14 protein-coding genes and 2 pseudogenes are annotated in these 16388 nt (G+C 66.3%); 14 read left to right on the top strand and 2 right to left on the bottom strand.

Translation table 11 applies throughout. From position 1 onward, the window contains the following. The first annotated feature begins 15 nt into the window (after positions 1 to 15). The 8 genes and pseudogenes from AWC31_RS11585 (at position 16) to AWC31_RS37820 (ending at position 11103) form a co-directional block, all read left to right on the top strand. A complete protein-coding gene (locus AWC31_RS11585) occupies positions 16 to 966 on the top strand; it encodes a conjugal transfer protein (protein ID WP_085144409.1) in 951 nt (316 codons plus the stop codon). A 56-nt stretch (positions 967 to 1022) separates the two neighbouring features. Then, on the top strand, positions 1023 to 1352 hold the full coding sequence (locus AWC31_RS11580) for a glycosyl transferase family 39 (protein WP_234816815.1): 330 nt from the start codon (positions 1023 to 1025) through the stop codon (positions 1350 to 1352). Next, complete coding sequence (locus tag AWC31_RS11575; RefSeq protein ID WP_085144408.1) at positions 1353 to 4355, top strand: ATP-binding protein; 3003 nt, start codon at positions 1353 to 1355, stop codon at positions 4353 to 4355. It abuts the gene before it with no gap. A 2-nt stretch (positions 4356 to 4357) separates the two neighbouring features. After that, positions 4358 to 6529 carry a hypothetical protein gene (locus AWC31_RS11570; RefSeq protein ID WP_085144407.1) on the top strand — a complete coding sequence of 724 codons (2172 nt, stop codon included), beginning with the start codon at positions 4358 to 4360 and terminating at the stop codon, positions 6527 to 6529. A 443-nt stretch (positions 6530 to 6972) separates the two neighbouring features. Next, positions 6973 to 7269, top strand: coding sequence for a hypothetical protein (locus AWC31_RS11560; RefSeq protein ID WP_085144406.1), 297 nt, complete (start codon positions 6973 to 6975; stop codon positions 7267 to 7269). A gap of 2 nt (positions 7270 to 7271) precedes the next feature. After that, positions 7272 to 8476: pseudogene (locus tag AWC31_RS11555) on the top strand (tyrosine-type recombinase/integrase). Continuing rightward, a pseudogene (locus AWC31_RS11550) lies at positions 8463 to 10694 on the top strand (tyrosine-type recombinase/integrase). Before AWC31_RS11555 ends, AWC31_RS11550 begins: the two co-directional pseudogenes overlap by 14 nt. Positions 10695 to 10839: 145 nt before the next feature. Further along, complete coding sequence (locus AWC31_RS37820) at positions 10840 to 11103, top strand: hypothetical protein (RefSeq protein ID WP_234816814.1); 264 nt, start codon at positions 10840 to 10842, stop codon at positions 11101 to 11103. 13 nt (positions 11104 to 11116) lie between these two features. Here AWC31_RS37820 and AWC31_RS11540 read toward each other — a convergent pair whose 3' ends face one another. After that, complete coding sequence (locus tag AWC31_RS11540) at positions 11117 to 11476, bottom strand: Rv2640c family ArsR-like transcriptional regulator (protein WP_085144481.1); 360 nt, start codon at positions 11474 to 11476, stop codon at positions 11117 to 11119. 101 nt (positions 11477 to 11577) lie between these two features. Between AWC31_RS11540 and AWC31_RS11535 the strand changes: the two genes are divergently transcribed. The 6 genes from AWC31_RS11535 (at position 11578) to AWC31_RS11510 (ending at position 16112) form a co-directional block, all read left to right on the top strand. Then, positions 11578 to 12069 carry an ArsI/CadI family heavy metal resistance metalloenzyme gene (locus AWC31_RS11535; protein ID WP_085144405.1) on the top strand — a complete coding sequence of 164 codons (492 nt, stop codon included), beginning with the start codon at positions 11578 to 11580 and terminating at the stop codon, positions 12067 to 12069. A 113-nt stretch (positions 12070 to 12182) separates the two neighbouring features. Then, positions 12183 to 13442, top strand: a complete 1260-nt coding sequence (locus tag AWC31_RS11530) for an MFS transporter (RefSeq protein WP_085144404.1) — start codon at positions 12183 to 12185, stop codon at positions 13440 to 13442. 75 nt (positions 13443 to 13517) lie between these two features. After that, positions 13518 to 13886 carry an ArsR/SmtB family transcription factor gene (locus tag AWC31_RS11525; protein WP_085144403.1) on the top strand — a complete coding sequence of 123 codons (369 nt, stop codon included), beginning with the start codon at positions 13518 to 13520 and terminating at the stop codon, positions 13884 to 13886. Then, complete coding sequence (arsB, locus tag AWC31_RS11520; protein ID WP_085144402.1) at positions 13883 to 14998, top strand: ACR3 family arsenite efflux transporter; 1116 nt, start codon at positions 13883 to 13885, stop codon at positions 14996 to 14998. Before AWC31_RS11525 ends, arsB begins: the two co-directional genes overlap by 4 nt. Next, positions 14995 to 15663 carry an arsenate reductase ArsC gene (locus AWC31_RS11515; RefSeq protein ID WP_085144401.1) on the top strand — a complete coding sequence of 223 codons (669 nt, stop codon included), beginning with the start codon at positions 14995 to 14997 and terminating at the stop codon, positions 15661 to 15663. Before arsB ends, AWC31_RS11515 begins: the two co-directional genes overlap by 4 nt. Positions 15664 to 15689: 26 nt before the next feature. Continuing rightward, positions 15690 to 16112, top strand: a complete 423-nt coding sequence (locus AWC31_RS11510; RefSeq protein ID WP_085144400.1) for an arsenate-mycothiol transferase ArsC — start codon at positions 15690 to 15692, stop codon at positions 16110 to 16112. Here AWC31_RS11510 and AWC31_RS37125 read toward each other — a convergent pair. After that, a complete protein-coding gene (locus AWC31_RS37125; protein ID WP_133060142.1) occupies positions 16100 to 16345 on the bottom strand; it encodes a hypothetical protein in 246 nt (81 codons plus the stop codon). The two genes, AWC31_RS11510 and AWC31_RS37125, sit on opposite strands and share 13 nt — an antisense overlap. Positions 16346 to 16388: the final 43 nt, after the last annotated feature.

Raw genomic sequence — 16388 nt, 5'->3', positions numbered from 1 at the left:
AAGGCGCCACAACCAATGCCCACCAAGACCTGGCAACGTCGCATCGACACCACCGGCGGCTGGATCGGCCGCGCATTCTTCTTCGCCGCGGTCGCGTCCTGCTCCATCGTCGCGATCTCCACGATCTGGGGATGGATCTTCGACAAACCCATCGACGTGCACGGCCCGGCCCGCAAGGAAGTCAACCGCACCGAGCTGGTCGGCAATTTCGCACGCCAATGCGTCGAAAAGGCGCTGACCGTCACCGACACCCAGCGCGCATCCCTCCAGTCCTGCTGGGCCAACCAGGACCAGCAGCAACCCTTACCGACCAACCCCGGCGCAGTCATCAGCTCGCCCGGTGTCGCCGCAGTGACACTCGAGGACGACCTCGGCTACGCCCAGCAATGGAGCGTCATCGTCTCAGTGTCCGAGCGCCCCTACGTGGCCGCGCCGGCGGCCGAGAAGTGCTACCGCATCCCTGTCCTCTACAGCAGCTACGGCCTGCAGGCCACAAGTCGGCCAGGCAAAGCTGACTGTGCCGGTTCCGGTGCCACTCTGCCCCTGGGCTACTCCACCACGTTGTCGCCCCGGTCACCGGTATTCCACACCCTGACAGGGTTTTTCGAAAGTTACCTGACCAATGCAGGTGGCCTGGACCGCTACATCACCGAGAAATCCGGGCTCGTCGCGGTTCCCGACTATCGCTCCACTCGTGACGGCGGGCCTGCACCACGGATCGTGAAACTTCAGTCCACCCGCGCTGTTCCCGACGACGCCATGCCCGCCGACGGCACCACCGTCCACGTGTTCGCCACCGTCGACTCCGTCACCCGCCAGTTCTCACCGCGCCGCGAGGACTACGCCCTCAGCCTGACTGTCGTCAGCGGCCGCTGGATGGTCGCTGGCATCGACTACGCCCCACAACTGGCCACCGGCGCAGAACTCACACCTGTCGTTCCCGCGCCGGCAACTGGAAAGCCGTGATGCCCAGCGCATCCGAACGATCAACCCGCACCAACTAACCCTCGAAAGGAAAACCAATGCTCCCCATGACCGGCCACCTCACGGCCCTCACCGCAAACGCACTCTCTGAACCGGGCACCGCCACAACCATTCTCGCAGCGACCGATCTGACGTCGGGATCCCGATCGCTCTACACCATCCTCATCGGAGTCTTCGTCGTCCTCATTTTGATCGGCGGCGGCGCCCGTGCCACTGCGGCATTCTTCGGTGGCCGCAAAGGCGAAACCATCTTGTGGGCACTGCTGTCGGTCATCGTCGCAGTGATCGTGGGATCGGGCTACGCGATCTACGTGTCCACGAAGAAGACGGTCGACCAAAGCGGCATCACCACAGGGCAGTTCGGCTAAATGGCCGTCGAATCCGCACAGGTGTTCAAAGGGGTGCACGACACCCCCACCTACACCGATCTGCTGTTCAACAAGTCACTGCGCATCGGGGTGGCGGTACCGCTCGCACTCGGCGGTACCGCCACCATCGCACTGCCGTTGCTGTTCCTCGATTCCGGACACGCACAAACCCTGTTCTTCGTTCCCCTGTTTCTGACTCTCATCTCCGCCGGCATCGGCGCGATGATCCCGTACGGGAAACCCAGCCTCGGATTCCGTGTTCGCAGCATCTGGCGGACGGTCCGGCCGAAGAACGAATCCAGCCGTGACAGCACGATTCTGGCCCCGCCCGACGACGTCATCGGCCACCTGGAATTCACCAAACACGGCGTGTACGCCAACTACCTCGTGTCCGGGCTGCGCTACTACCTGCGGCCGACCAAACACCGTCTCGGTGTCGCCGAACGGCACCGCAACATGGCCCGTGAAGTTCCGGCCGGTGCGTGGATCTACAGCATGTCGGTACCGCAAAGCCAGCGCCAACTGCTGCGGGCCATGCTGCACGGTCATCGCGACAAGCCTGAGTGGATCGCCACCTGCCAGGGCCTGGCCGGCCAGCTCGCGCAGAAGAAACCTCGAACCCGCGTGTACTGGCTGCGGTTTCCCGTCGATGCCGGCCGAGAGGGCCACACCCCGTTGGGCCAGGCCACCAAATTCAAGGACTGGCTGGCCGGGCGCGACAAGGACTCCGACGAGTCCCTTGCCGCGTACCGAAGCCTCGCCCACGACATCGTCACCTCGCTGCCAGAGGAGTTCTCACCGGTGCCGGTCACCGAAGACATGGTGGACTGGTTTTGGCGGCGCACCGCCTGGCGTGGCACCTTCACCAACCCGCTGCCGCGACGCCGCCAAGGGACCGCCCGACAAGCACCGCGCAGCTTCCCCGGGGCCGAGTTCGACGACGGCGACCAGCTGCACAACTCCGGCCGCAAACTGCCCATGCTGCCGGCCGCCGGCGTGATGGCCGCCCTGACGGTACTCACCGGTGTGTTTGTCGTCGTCGCCCCCGCGATACTGTTCGGCCTCACTGCCGCCGGCCTCGTCGCCTTGTGGTGTGCCGGTGTGCGGCGGGTGCCGTCCTCGAAGAAGGTTCTGCGGGTCAGCAGCCCCGACGGCCTCTATCCCGACAGCTATCAAGCGATCCTGCCGGTCACCGATATGCCCAAGGCTGGCATCAGGTTTCCCGGGTCGGAGTTTCTCGATGCTCTCGACGATCTCAACACCGGCGCCGAGTTCGATTTCGCTATCAGCCTTGTCGGTCACCACCGCGAAGTGGAGTTCGTCCGCAACGATCGCGCTAAGGAGAACCTCGACGACCAATTCAAGCAGCGCCGCGATGCCCGCGATGGTGACCGCGAGCTGCGCGACACCGGCCTCCAGCTCGCCGAATACAACCGCCAACTCCACTCGAACAGTGACGAACGCCCGATGGAGACTGCCTTCGTCATCGCCGTCGGCGCCAAAGATCCCGCCACGCTCGACTACAGCGTGAAGCGACTGAAAGAACAACTCGCCGCCTCCGGGCAGGTCTCGGTACGCCACCACCGCGGCGCCCAGGCCAAACTCTGGGCCGCGTTCAACTCCGGAGTCCCCACCCACAAGAGCTCGGTCGACCAGTTCAGCTACCGAACCACGGCAACAAAGTGGTCCCGGTTCGTTCCGATCACCTCATCGCAGGTCGGCAACACGAACGGAACTCTCTTGGGTTTCAACACGTCGAACGCACTCAACAGCGCCGTCCTGATCGACCTTCCCGGCACCGCGCGGCGCAACCACAATCCCTGCCTGGTCTGCAGCGGCGCACCCGGATACGGCAAGTCCTATGCCTCCAAACGCATTGCCCGCGGCGAGTTTCAGCGCGGCGCCCAATTGTTCATCGTCGACCCCGGCATCGAATGGGCCAAGGCATTCGCCGATGTCCCCACCGACCGCAAAGCCGTGATCGATATGGCTGGCAACAACTTCGGCTGTGACCCGCTACGCATCTTCCCCGAGCGCGTGGCCGGCGGCTACTGGCTCGACTACATGATCCCGATGATGGGTTTGGACTCACGCAGCGTCGCCGTGCAACGACTGCGCACCATCCTCACCGCGCGCGCCCGCCGACAGCTCAATATCCCCAGCACCGCGGCGCTCATGGCCTACATCGCCAGCATCCAAGCACCGGTCGACCGACCCGACACACGCTCTGAACAGGTCGTCAAGCTCGCTGAGGATCTCTTCCCCATCCTGGTTGCCCTGCGGTCGTGGTCGACCTACGACTTCACCCGCGCGATCTTCGATGACACCCTGCCCATCCCCGACCTGGCCAACCTCGATCTGACGATCTGGCTCACCGAGAGCCTCGACCTGCCCGACGCCGAGGAGATGAGCACACCGCACCTGTACAACGACCTCAGCGACCGGAAGAAGGCCTCCGTCGCCATCTACGGCATGCTCGTGCGGCTCGCTCGAACAACGTTCTTCGCCAACAAGTCCCGGTTCGGGCTCATCATCCTCGAAGAAGCCGGCGGCCTGCTCAACTCCCGCGCCGGCGCCGCCGACGCGCATCTCATCAGCCGCCGCGCTCGCAAGCACTACACCGGGTTGTTGATCATCACCCAGGATCCGGTGGCCGACCTCACTCTGATGGGCGACAGGTTCATCACCCAACAACTCATCGTTCCGTTCGAAAACGAGGATCTGGCAAAAGAAGTCGCGCGGAAAGCTGGACTACGAGCGGCCGACTACGACGACCTTGAAGAGTACTTCTTAGCCGATCCGGATCCCGAAGACATGCGTGAACCGACCGACTTCGACGACGACGAAGACGAGGTCACCGAACGACCCAATCGGGGCACACGGATCGGCAAGGCCTTCTTCATCGACGAATTCCGCCGGCCCGCACCGATCGTCGTGGCTCACGAGCCCGACGCGCGTCTCCACGCCGCCTACGACACCACACCAGGCCAGGAGGCAGCGTAACCATGGCCACCGCAGCTGCACGGCCGCATCCCGCCGAACGATTCGGCTACTTCATGGCGACCCACCCCAAGATGCGTCGCGTCACCATCTTCTGGTCGGTCGGCCATCTCCTCACCCTCTGGTCGGTCGTCGCCGCACCACCGGCATTCGCCTCGACGATGGCCGGTGTTCTGAACTGGACGGGTATCAAGGACACCTACGGTGTTCCCCTCGGCAGCTACTACCTGTCGGTTGTCTCGGCCGGCGAAGCCATCACTCAAGCCGGCCCCGACTTGTCCATCAACCCAGTGAGTTGGGCGCGGTGGCTCGGCAACGCCGTTGTCACCGGCGTCAGCCACGACACCGTCGTCAGCTGGCTGCAGGCCCAGGTGTCGTTCTACGTCTTCATGATCACCGTCGCCTTGTGGTTGTTGCGGTTCGCCATGTCCTCGACGTGGCTGTACTGGCTGGCCACCTGGTTTCGGCCGCTTTTCGATGTGCTGCGCGCTCTGCTGATCGACCTGTGGGTGTTTCCGATCTGCCTCGTCCTGGCCCTCGGCTACGGCGCCTATCAGATGCTGTGGCATGGCCGGCGCGGCCTCGGCTGGAGCATCATGCTCAGTAGCGTGGCGATCGGCGTGATCGGCATGATCCTGGTGTTCCAAGGCGATCCGCTCGGCGAACTCTCCGGGGACCACGGGCTACTGTTTCAAGCCCGCACACTGGCCTTCACGGCCGCCCAAGGCGCTGTCAACAACGGGTCGCTCGTCCCCGGGGCCGACAATGCAGCCAATCTCGATCACCTGACCGCGGTCACCGCCGACGCAGTCCTACGGCACCCGTTGCAGCTCATGAATTTCGGCATGGTCGTAGACAACATCGGCAGCTGCGGCACCGCCTATTCGAAAGCGCTGATGGCTGGAGACGGACAGATGCTGCCCTCTCTGCCCCCGAGCGTGCCCGCCGGTGCGCCGGGGTCCATGTCTGCCACCGATTCACTGCCGTTCATCGGTGGAGGTGACCACTCCCGTCCCGCCCACGCGATGGCTCGATGCGGTGCTCCCCAGGCGTTGGCCCACGCTCAACAACTCGACTTTGGCAGCTTCGCCGTCGGTTTCGGGTTCTGCATCCTGGGGCTCTTTTTCACGTTTTTCATCTGCTATGTCGCCTACTCGTACGTAATGGTCTGCGGTGCAGCGTTCCTCAACGCATTTATGGCCCTGTTCGCTGCTGGGCCCGCGATGATCGACGGCAAGCCCCGCCAGCGGGCCAAGCGGCGGATCAAGGAGTTCTTCAAGCACGCGTTCCTCGTTTTCGTCTACGTGCTCTACGTCTCCTTCGCCGCAGTCATCATCCTGAAAACCGTGGCGCCCAACGGATATGCAGCACAGGTCGGCATGAGTCACCCCGTCGCGCAGCTCATGATGATCGCGATCATGTCGGCGGTGGCCATCGGCCTGTTCTGGTGGTTGAAAAAGGAGCTCAACGACCACACCCGCCAAGACCTCGTGCATGCGGTGCACCAAGTCATCAACAGCGCTCGTGCGGGCTACGACAAGGGCCAGGAGGCCATCGACAAAGGCATGGCCGCCAGCCAACGCGGTAGAGACTGGCTGATGGACAAGGGAGCCGCCGGCGGAGGTGGAGCTGGAGGTGACCAAGGAGACGATCAACCACTCACAGGCCAGCCCGTCCAAGGACGCTCCGGCGTCAACAAGCCCTCGTCGAGCACCGGTGGTGGTGGCGGACTGACTGAATCGCTGCCTGTACCGGGCGGCGGAGGTGGCACTCTCCCTGCCAGTGGGGGCGCCGGAGGCGGTGCAGCAGCCGGAGCTGGCGGTTCGGCGGCCGGCGGTGCGGCCGCAGTGGTCGCTCCAGAGGTTGTAGCGGGCTTGGCGGTTGCCGAGAAGGTGCAAGGTGGCCGTCAACAGCATGCCGCGCCACGCGGCAACGGCAACGGGAGGCCTTCGTCCGACGCTCCCCCCGTCATCGATGCCAACGGTCCCCAGCATTCTTGGGTACCAGGAGATTACGGTTCTCAACCGCCTGCCGATGGTCGCACAAACCAGCCGGCCAACGGACAACAGCGGACTCTGCCACCTCCCCCACCGCCACCGCAGCAACCGGTGTTCGAGACCGACATCGACGACTACTGGAATGAGCCACCGGCGGCCGGGAGAAACCAGCACCACTAAGGCCGCCAGGCAGGCGAAGGGACCTATCGAAATAGGTGTTGAAAAACCCGCAGGACGATTCATACTAGTCGGGGATCGGCCAAGGAGCGGCATCGGGGCCTTCGGGAGTGGTGCCTATGTTGTGGGCGAGTCTGGTGCGGTGTGTGAGCTGCGTGTGACTAGCGAGAGGGCAGGGCTTTCCGCTTAGGGTGCTCAGGCCGCCGCGGGTTGTTGGTGGCGTTGGTGGATGTAGGCGGCGATTGCGTTGCGGCCCAGCGCGAATCCGATCATCACCCCGTGCTGCCGGGTAGCGGTGTGGGCGGTCATGCGGCCGCCGTAGAGGGTGTTGTTGAGCGATTCGGCGTCTTCGCGCCAGCCGTAGCAGCGGTCGTAGACGCTGTCGCCGCCGTCGGTTTTGGTGTTTGTATTCGCGGATCAACCAGTCCACCGGGCACACCTGGGGAATGACTGAGCCGGGGTGGCAGGACCGGGCGCCGGAGCGGCCGCGGCTGCTGCGCAAGTGGGTGGAACGCTGCTACGGCGGAGCGTCGGTGCAGATGCTGGCCGCCCGCGAGTCGATGATCTACCCGGCCGACGTGCTGGACTGGCTGCTGGCCACCCAACGCCCGGCGCCGGCCGCCGAACGCAAACCGGTCGCCGCCAGTGCCGGGACGACGCGCACGGCATCGGTGCCGGCCGCGGCGGCGTCGCGGGTGGTGCGGCTCGACGATTTCCGCAAGGGCCGGGCGGGGCGCGATTGAACATGGCGCGGGTTCAGCTGGTCCGGTTCCCGGACCGTCGGCACACCTACACAGTGGTCGGTGCTGATCAGCTGTCCGTGGCCGCGGCGCGGGAGTACCTGACGTTTCTGCGGGACGAGGGTGCCTCACCGAACACGGTGCGGGCCTACGCCTATGGGTTGGCGGCGTGGTTCACGGTGTTGGAGCACACCGGCAGTTCCTGGGATGACTTCCCCGCCAGCACGTTCGGGGCGTTCCTGCGGTATCTGCGGACCGGGGATTTGCCGGGCACGGCGCGGATCGGTCCGCCGCAGACGACGATGGCGGAGTCGTCGCTGGGACCGCGGGGGCGGCGGTGTTGTCGATGTACCGGTATTTCGCCGATGCCCATGATCTGAGCCGCCCGTATCGGCGGCTCTACAGCAGCCACGCCCGCTCGGCACGCCGCGGCCGGTACGCCCCGCTTCTGACCGGGGTGGGCCCGGCCAGCGAGCAGGACACCCCGTTGTGTCGGCGCCGCGCCCCGCAGCGGGCCGAGACCCCGGTGCTGGAGCCGGCGCAGGTGAACACGATCCTGGACACCTGCAGCGTCCAAACCTCCGGCGGCGGGTGGACCGACGGCGCGGTGGGGCTGTGGGACCGGTTGTTTTTCGCGGTCCTGGCCGAGACCGGGGCCCGGCTGGGTGAAGTGTTGTCGTTGCGGCACCACGACTTTCACATCGCCGGCGGGGACACCCCGTCGATTATGATCGCCGGGCGCGACGATCATCCGCACGGGGCGCGGGCCAAGACCGGGCCGAGGCGCATCTACATCGGCGATGACCTGGTGGCGCTCTACACCGAGTACGTGTGGGCATTGGTGGCCGACGGCGCCGATGTGGCGGTGCCGGATCTGGCGTCTCATTTTGTGTTCGTCAACCTGGTCCGCGGGGTGCGCTACGCGCCGCTGCGCGCCGAAACCGTCTACGACAAGGTCGATCTGATCACCGAACGCCACCCGCAGGTACTGCCGGCCGAGTGGACGCCGCACTGGCTGCGCCACACCCACGCCACCGCGCTGCTGCTGGCCGGGGTGGACGTGCACGTGGTGATGCGCCGGCTCGGGCATGCCGATGTGCAGACCACCCTGTCGACGTATGGGTGGGTGACCGCCGATGCCGAGATGCGCGCCCTCGCCGAGTGGCGCAACTATGCCGCCGGATGGAAGGTGAGCCGTGACGGGCAATGACCCCCGTGCCGGGGCGCCGCCGGCACCGCTGGTCGGCGACGGCGCACAGGGTCGGTGGGCCCAGCAGTGGGCCCAGGTGCCGCTGCGGTGGCGGACCCTGGTCTATCACCTCGACCGGGCCCCGTGTGATGCGGTGTTCCAACCCAATTCGCGTTACCTACCGGCCGCGCAGGGGCACGACTTCACCCCGCAGGGAGTGCCGCAACGGATCTGCGACGAGATGGCGTGGTGGGTGTGGCTGTGCGGGCACGAGGACCGCCGCAAGATCGAACCGTCGCTGCTGAAGTGGACCAGCCGCGGTGAGCCTGGCCGCGGCCGACCACCACCGGTCGCATCGCCGCGACCCGGCCAGTATCGCCGAGTTGAGTGCGCAGGCCATCGTGCGCCACGGGGTGCTCGAGTTCGAGCGCCGCAACGGCAGGTTGCCCTCGGCCGGGTTCCGGCGCAATGTCACCAGTTTCATCGAACACCTGCATCTGCATGTGGCGGTGCGCTGCACCGAGGCGCCGTGGTGGGCCCATGACATCTGGGATCTCGACGCCGACCCGCGCATCCCGCAGCGCGAACACGAACCGTGCCACGACCAGGTCGTGCGGCTGGGCGGGATCACCCCGGGGTGGCTGCGCGAAGGGGTGCGGTTCTGGCTGCGGACCTGCCTGACCGCGGAGTTGCTGCGCTGGTCGTCGGTGATGTCCCGCACCCGTGACATCACCCGCCACCTGGGCCCGTTTCTGGCCGACCGCCACATCGACGATCCGGTGATCAGCACCGACCGCTCCCAGCTGCGGCTGCTGTTCACCGAGTATCTGAAATCCCCTGCCGCCCGCGCCAAACCGGATCGGCCGCTGTCGGCGACGGCGATCGCCGCGGCCCAGTCCAAGACGCAGATGTTCTACACGTTCATGGTCGATCACGCCGAGGAAGCCGCCGCGGCCACCGGTGAGCAGCGGTGGCTGGCGCTGACCGACACCCACACCCGGTTGTGGGGGGCGGCGTTCCGTGCCCGCCGCGTCCGCCGCGACCGGGAACTGACCTGGTTTTCCACCGCCGAGCTGCAGCAGATGCTGTGCTATCTCGACGTGCTCGCCGCCGACACCGGCCAGCCGGTGGTGATCACCCACCCCGATTCCGCCATCTCGGTCGTCGCCGGCTTGGGCGATCCGCAAGCCGCCCGGATCTGGCTGCTGCAAGCCCTGACCGGACGGCGGGCCTCCGAGATCCTGATGCTCGATTACGATCCCCTGACGCCGATTCCGGGCCAGCAACGCCCCGCTGGGGCCGGCGACGACCCCGACGCCTTCGTCGCCAAGCTGCGCTACCAGCAGACCAAAGTCGACGGGGTGATCCGACCATCCTCGTCGAGCAGGCCGTGGTCAACGTGATCGCCGAGCAACAGGCCTGGATCCGCCGACAATACCCGGACCTCCAACCGAAATACTTGTTCCTGGGCTTGCGGTTTCAGCACCACGGCCAGCGGCCCCGCAGCTATGACTCCTACAGCGTGGTGCTGGGCAGGCTCGACAAGATCCATGGCCTCACCGACGCCGCCGGCCAGCCTTTGCGGTTTTCCCAGACCCACCGGCTGCGCCACACCCGGGCCACCGAGCTGCTCAACGACGGCGTCCCGATCCACGTGGTGCAGCGCTACCTCGGACACGCCTCCCCGGAGATGACCCTGCGCTATGCCGCCACCCTGGCCGCGACCGCCGAGGCGGAATTCCTGCGGCACAAAAAGATCGGCGCCCACGGCACCGACATCACCATCAGCCCGTCCGACATCTACGACATGACCCAACTGGCGGCCCGCACCGACCGGGTGCTGCCCAACGGGGTCTGCCTGCTGCCCCCGCTGACCCGCTGCGACAAAGGCAACGCGTGCCTGTCCTGCGGGCATTTCGCCACCGACGCCACCCATCTGCCCGAACTGATCGACCAACGAGCGAAGACCCTGACGCTGATCGACCTGCGCCGCGAGCAATACCGCACCCGCACCGGGCGCGAACTCACCGACGACAACGTGTGGATCGGTGAACGCCGGCGCGACATCGCCTCGCTCGACGCCATCATCGACCGGCTCACCCGCGACGACGTGCCCACCGACGGCACCGCCGCCGTGGGTGGTGCCGGAACCACCCACCGGGCACCGCAGATGCCCATCGCCACCCGCGGCAGCCACGAGTCCGTGCTGCGCAAGGCAGACCCCGACACGCCCCGATGAACCGCCCGAAACCCCCGCCACCAACCGCCAAAGCGCTGCGCGGCCTGGAAACCTACCGCGACTCGGTCAGCAACGACAAACGCCGCGACATCGAAAAGCCATCGCCCACCTGCGCAAAACCCGCGCCACCATCAACGTCTCGACCGTGGCCGCCCGCGCCGGCGTGACCCGCAAAACCATCTACAAACACCCCGACCTGATCGCGGTCATCGACCAGTACCGCCACCACCGCGACACGGCCGAACCACCCACCACCGGCCGCGACACCAGCATCATCACCGCCCTACGCCGCAAAATCGCCGCCCAAGACAACGAGATCCGAGAACTCAAAGCCACTCTCGCCCAACAGGTCACCACCATCGAGCTGCTCTACGGCCAACTCGACCGCCGCTACGAACAAAGCACCTGACCGCAACCAGCGCTCACTGGCAGCAAGTGGGATCGAGCACCACACACAAAGCCTGCAGCGCTTCAGGTTTCACCCGGTGAAAAACGTTCATGCCGCGCCGCTCGGAGATCACCAACCCGGCCTTGCGCAGCTGACCCAGATGATGACTGACCGTCGACTCGGCCAGATCGAGCACCGCGGCCAGATCGCCGCTGGTCTCCTCCGCCTGGCCCGAGCTGAACAGCAGCGACATGATCTTCACCCGCACCGGATCGGCCAGCGCCTTGAGCCGCATCGCCACCTGCAGAGCATCTGCGTCACTGAGCGGCCCGGCGGCCACCGGGGCGCAGCACACCGGGGCGGACATGTCGATCACGGGCAGCGCTTTGGGCATGACACCCATCCTGCCACAACTCTTGACATATATCGAAAAGGTGGCATTCTGACGGTGACGCGTCAGTTCGATATATGTCTCACGCCTAGTGGAGGTGGATCATGTCCCGTGTTCAGCTCGCCCTCAACGTCGATGATCTCGACGAGGCGATCACGTTCTACAGCAAGCTGTTTGGCACTGAGCCGGCCAAGGTGAAGCCCGGCTACGCCAACTTCGCGATCGCCGAGCCAGCGTTGAAGCTGGTGCTGCTGGAAAACCCCGGTAAAGGCGGCACCATCAACCACCTCGGGGTGGAGGTGGAGTCCAGCGAGAAAGTGCACGCCGAGATCGCCCGCCTGACCGGCGAGGGCCTGTTCACCGATGAGGAGATCGGCACCACGTGTTGCTTCGCCACCCAGGACAAGGTGTGGGTGACCGGCCCGGCCGGGGAGAAGTGGGAGGTCTACACCGTGCTGGCCGACTCCGAGACGTTCGGCACCAGCCCCCAGCACCTCGACGAATCAGCCGGCGACGACAAGGGTGGGGTGTGTTGCGGCGGCACCGCCGCGGCCACCGACACGCCGGCCACGGCGAAGGCCGCGTCCTGCTGCTGACGCCGGCGTGGCGACCGGGAGCCGGGCGGGGCCACCACCATGTGACCGTGGGAACCCCACCGGCGCCAGGCATGGACGAGGGGGATGATGGCTGACCCAGTTGGGCCGGTGGCGTGACGAATCCACCAGCACGACAGGCGCTCACGCCCAGCGCGGCCGCCCGGCGCGCGATCTTGGCGGCATTGTGCCTGACCCAGATCACCAGCTGGGGTGTGCTGTATTACGCGTTCACGGTGCTCTCGGTGCGCATCACCGAAAAGACCGGCTGGTCACCACCAGCGGTCACCGCGGCGTTCTCGGCCGCCCTGGTCACCTCGGCACTGGTGGGGATCGGGGTGGGCCGCTGGATCGACCACCACGGCCCACACGCGGTGATGACCCTCGGCTCAGTCCTGGGCCCGCTGGCACTAGTCGGGGTGGCACTCGCCCCCAGCCTGGCGTGGTTCGTGGCCTCCTGGATCGCGGCCGGGACGGCGATGGGCGCGGTGCTCTATCAGCCGGCGTTCGCCGCATTGACCCGCTGGCACGGACCACACCACGTCCGAGCACTGACGGTGCTCACATTGGTGGCGGGGCTGGCCAGCACCGTGTTCGCCCCGCTGACCGCCACCCTCGCCGATCACCTGGATTGGCGTGGCACCTATCTCGTGCTGGCCGCCGCCCTCGCGGTGCTCACCATCCCGGCCCATTTCTTCGGGCTGCGCCACCCCTGGCCCCCGGCCCCGCACCCGCATCACGCCGAGTCGCCGACCCGCACCACCCGCAGCCTGCCATTCCTGGCGCTGACCGCGGCGATCGCGCTGGGCGCCTGCGCCTCCTACGCCATCATCGTCAACCTGGTGCCGCTGATGGCCGAACGCGGCATCAGCACCCAGGCCGCCGCCCTCGCATTGGGCCTCGGGGGCGCCGGCCAAGTTCTGGGCCGGCTGGGCTACGGGACGCTGGTGCGCCGGCTGAGCGTGCGGACCCGCACCGCGGTGATTCTGGCTGCGATCGCAGTCAGCACCGCCCTGCTCGGGGTGTTCACCTCACTGCTGGCGCTGGTGATCGTCACCGTGGTAGCCGGTTTCGCCCGCGGCATCCTGACTCTGGTGCAGGCCACCGCCGTCACCGACCGGTGGGGCACCACCCATTACGGTCACCTCAGCGCCGTGCTGGCCGCCCCGGTCACCCTCACCACCGCCCTGGGCCCCTGGATCGGCGCCGCGCTGGCCAGCCTGCTCGGCGGCTACGCCCCCATGTTCCTGGTCCTCGGCGCCGTGGCGATCCTGGCAACCCTGATCAGCCTGGCCGCCACCCCCACCCACCTCACCGACGCCCACACCCCGCCCGCCACGGCCGCCGCCCAGCCGGCTCACCGCGTCCGCGACTAAACGATTACCGGCGCCCAGGGTGTGTTCACCACACGTTCACTTGACCACTGATTCGATAACCGTCAATATCGATGTATGTCGAAATCGCGGGAGTTGTTGGCCGATCCGGACGCGTGTTGCCCGCCCGGGGCGCTGCTGCGCGAACCCCTGACGGCCACCGCCGCCGCTGATATGGCGGTCAAGCTCAAATCCCTGGCCGATCCGGTGCGGCTGCAACTGTTTTCGGCGATCGCCAGCCACGCCGGCGGCGAGGCCTGCGTCTGCGACATCTCCGCCGACATCGAGGTCTCCCAACCCACCATCAGCCATCACCTCAAGGTGCTGCGCGACGCCGGACTGCTGACCTCGGAGCGCCGAGCCTCATGGGTGTATTACGCAGTCGTGCCCGACGCCCTGGCCAGCCTGACCGTCCTGCTCGGCACCACGGCGGGAGTCTCGGCATGACCGACACCACCACCGCGGCGCCGGTGGTCGGCAAGCTCTCCACCCTCGACCGGTTCCTACCGGTCTGGATCGGCGCCGCGATGGTCGCCGGGCTGCTGCTTGGCCGCTGGATCCCCGGCCTGAACACCGCACTGGAAAGCGTTCAGATCGACGGCATTTCACTGCCCATCGCCCTCGGCCTGCTGATCATGATGTATCCGGTCTTGGCCAAAGTCCGCTACGACCGGCTCGACACCGTCACCGGCGACCGCAAACTTCTGCTCTCCTCGCTGATCCTGAATTGGGTGCTCGGCCCGGCGTTGATGTTCGCGTTGGCCTGGCTGCTGCTACCGGATCTTCCCGAATACCGCACCGGCCTGATCATCGTCGGGCTGGCCCGCTGCATCGCCATGGTCATCATCTGGAACGACCTGGCCTGCGGCGACCGCGAAGCCGCCGCCGTCCTCGTGGCCTTGAACTCGATCTTCCAGGTCATCATGTTCGCCATGCTGGGCTGGTTCTACCTCTCCGTGCTGCCCGGCTGGCTCGGCCTCGAGCAGACCACCATCGACACCTCACCCTGGCAGATCGCCAAATCCGTATTCATCTTCCTCGGCATCCCCCTGGCCGCCGGCTACCTCTCCCGACGCATCGGAGAACGCACTAAGGGCCGCACCTGGTACGAAACCAAGTTCCTGCCACGGATCGGACCGTGGGCGCTCTACGGCCTGCTGTTCACCATCGTGATTCTCTTTGCCCTGCAAGGCGATCAGATCACCCACCAACCATGGGACGTGGCCCGCATCGCCCTGCCGTTGTTGGCGTACTTCGCCATCATGTGGGGCGGCGGCTACCTCCTCGGCACCCTGCTCGATCTCGGCTACGAGCGCACCACCACCCTGGCGTTCACCGCCGCCGGCAACAACTTCGAACTCGCCATCGCCGTGGCGATCGCCACCTACGGCGCCACCTCCGGCCAAGCCCTCGCCGGGGTGGTCGGCCCATTGATCGAAGTGCCGGTGCTCGTCGCCCTGGTCTACGTCTCCCTGGCGCTGCGCAAGCGGTTCCGCCACCACACCTCCCAACACCTGCCCACCACCGGCTCGACGACGAGAACGGACACCACGCCATGACTGACAGCCCCGTCACCCACCAGCTGCGCCACGACCTCTCCATCGACCAGAAACTCGCGCTGCGCACCGCGGCGACCCGGCTGGAAACCGACTTCGCCGACACCTTCGGCACCGAAACCATCGAACGGTTCCTACACACCTCGTACGACCAATTCGCCGGCCGCGCCACTATTCCCAACTTCCTGCCCCTGCTCGCCGAACGCTTCGCCCGCCAACGCCTCCACGCCCTGGCACGGGTCGAAGGCCACATCAACGACGGCAAACCCACCGTGCTGTTCCTGTGCACCCACAACGCCGGCCGCTCCCAAATGGCGCTGGGCTACTTCACCCACTACGCCGGCGACCAGGCGATCGCCTGGTCGGGTGGATCCGAACCCGGCAACGAGATCAACCCCGCCGCCATCGAAGCCATGCACGAAGTCGGCATCGACATCACCGGCGAATACCCCAAACCCTGGACCGACGAAATCGTCCAGGCCGCCGACGTCGTCATCACCATGGGCTGCGGCGACGCATGCCCGATCTTCCCCGGAAAACGCTACGAAAACTGGGAACTCCCCGACCCGGCCGGCCAAGGCCTCGACGCCGTGCGCCCCATCCGCGACGACATCGACGAACGCGTCCGCCGGCTGCTGGCCGAGCTGAACGTGCCCCGCACCCGATAACCCCGAACACCAGGGACACACCAACTATGGCAGAGACATCTGTGTTGTTCGTCTGCGTCAGCAACGCCGGAAAATCCGTCATGGCCGCCGGGCTCATGCGCCAGGTGACCGGCCCCAACATCCACGTCGCCTCGGCCGGCACGCACGCCAAGACCGCAGTCAACGATCTCTCCGCCCAAGTGCTCGCCGAAGTAGGCGTCGACATCAGTAGCCATCAACCGACCCAACTCACCGACCAGATGATCGACAACGCCGACCTCGTCGTCATCGTCGGCAGCCAAGCCCACCTCAACGAGGCGCAGCACCCCAGCACCCGCATCCAACGCTGGGACACCGACGAACCCTCCCTGCGCGGCATCGACGGCATCGACCGCATGCGCATCATCCGCGACGACATAAACACCCGCGTCAAAGACCTCGCCAACGAACTCGCCGCTCAGCCGTCCTGACCAAACAGCAGCGACAACTCCCACCGCACCAAATCGATTGCCGCCACCACCGCCGAGTCGTCGGGATCAAGACCTTCGTCCACCAGCGCCTGGCGTTCCTCACCATCCACAACTGAGTTAGACGCGCCACCGAGACAACCGGTTCCATCCGACAACAGCCCCGCCGCGGCCAACTCGTTAGCGGGAACAATCACGATTCCCCCTGTTCCCGCTAACGGAAAGTCACGCCACATCACCTAAGCGGGAACATCAATACACACCCAAATCAGACCCCAG

Source organism: Mycolicibacterium wolinskyi (assembly GCF_002101965.1).
In the GTDB taxonomy this organism is placed as follows: Bacteria; Actinomycetota; Actinomycetes; order Mycobacteriales; family Mycobacteriaceae; genus Mycobacterium; species Mycobacterium wolinskyi.
This window is presented reverse-complemented; position numbering and strand designations above follow the sequence as displayed.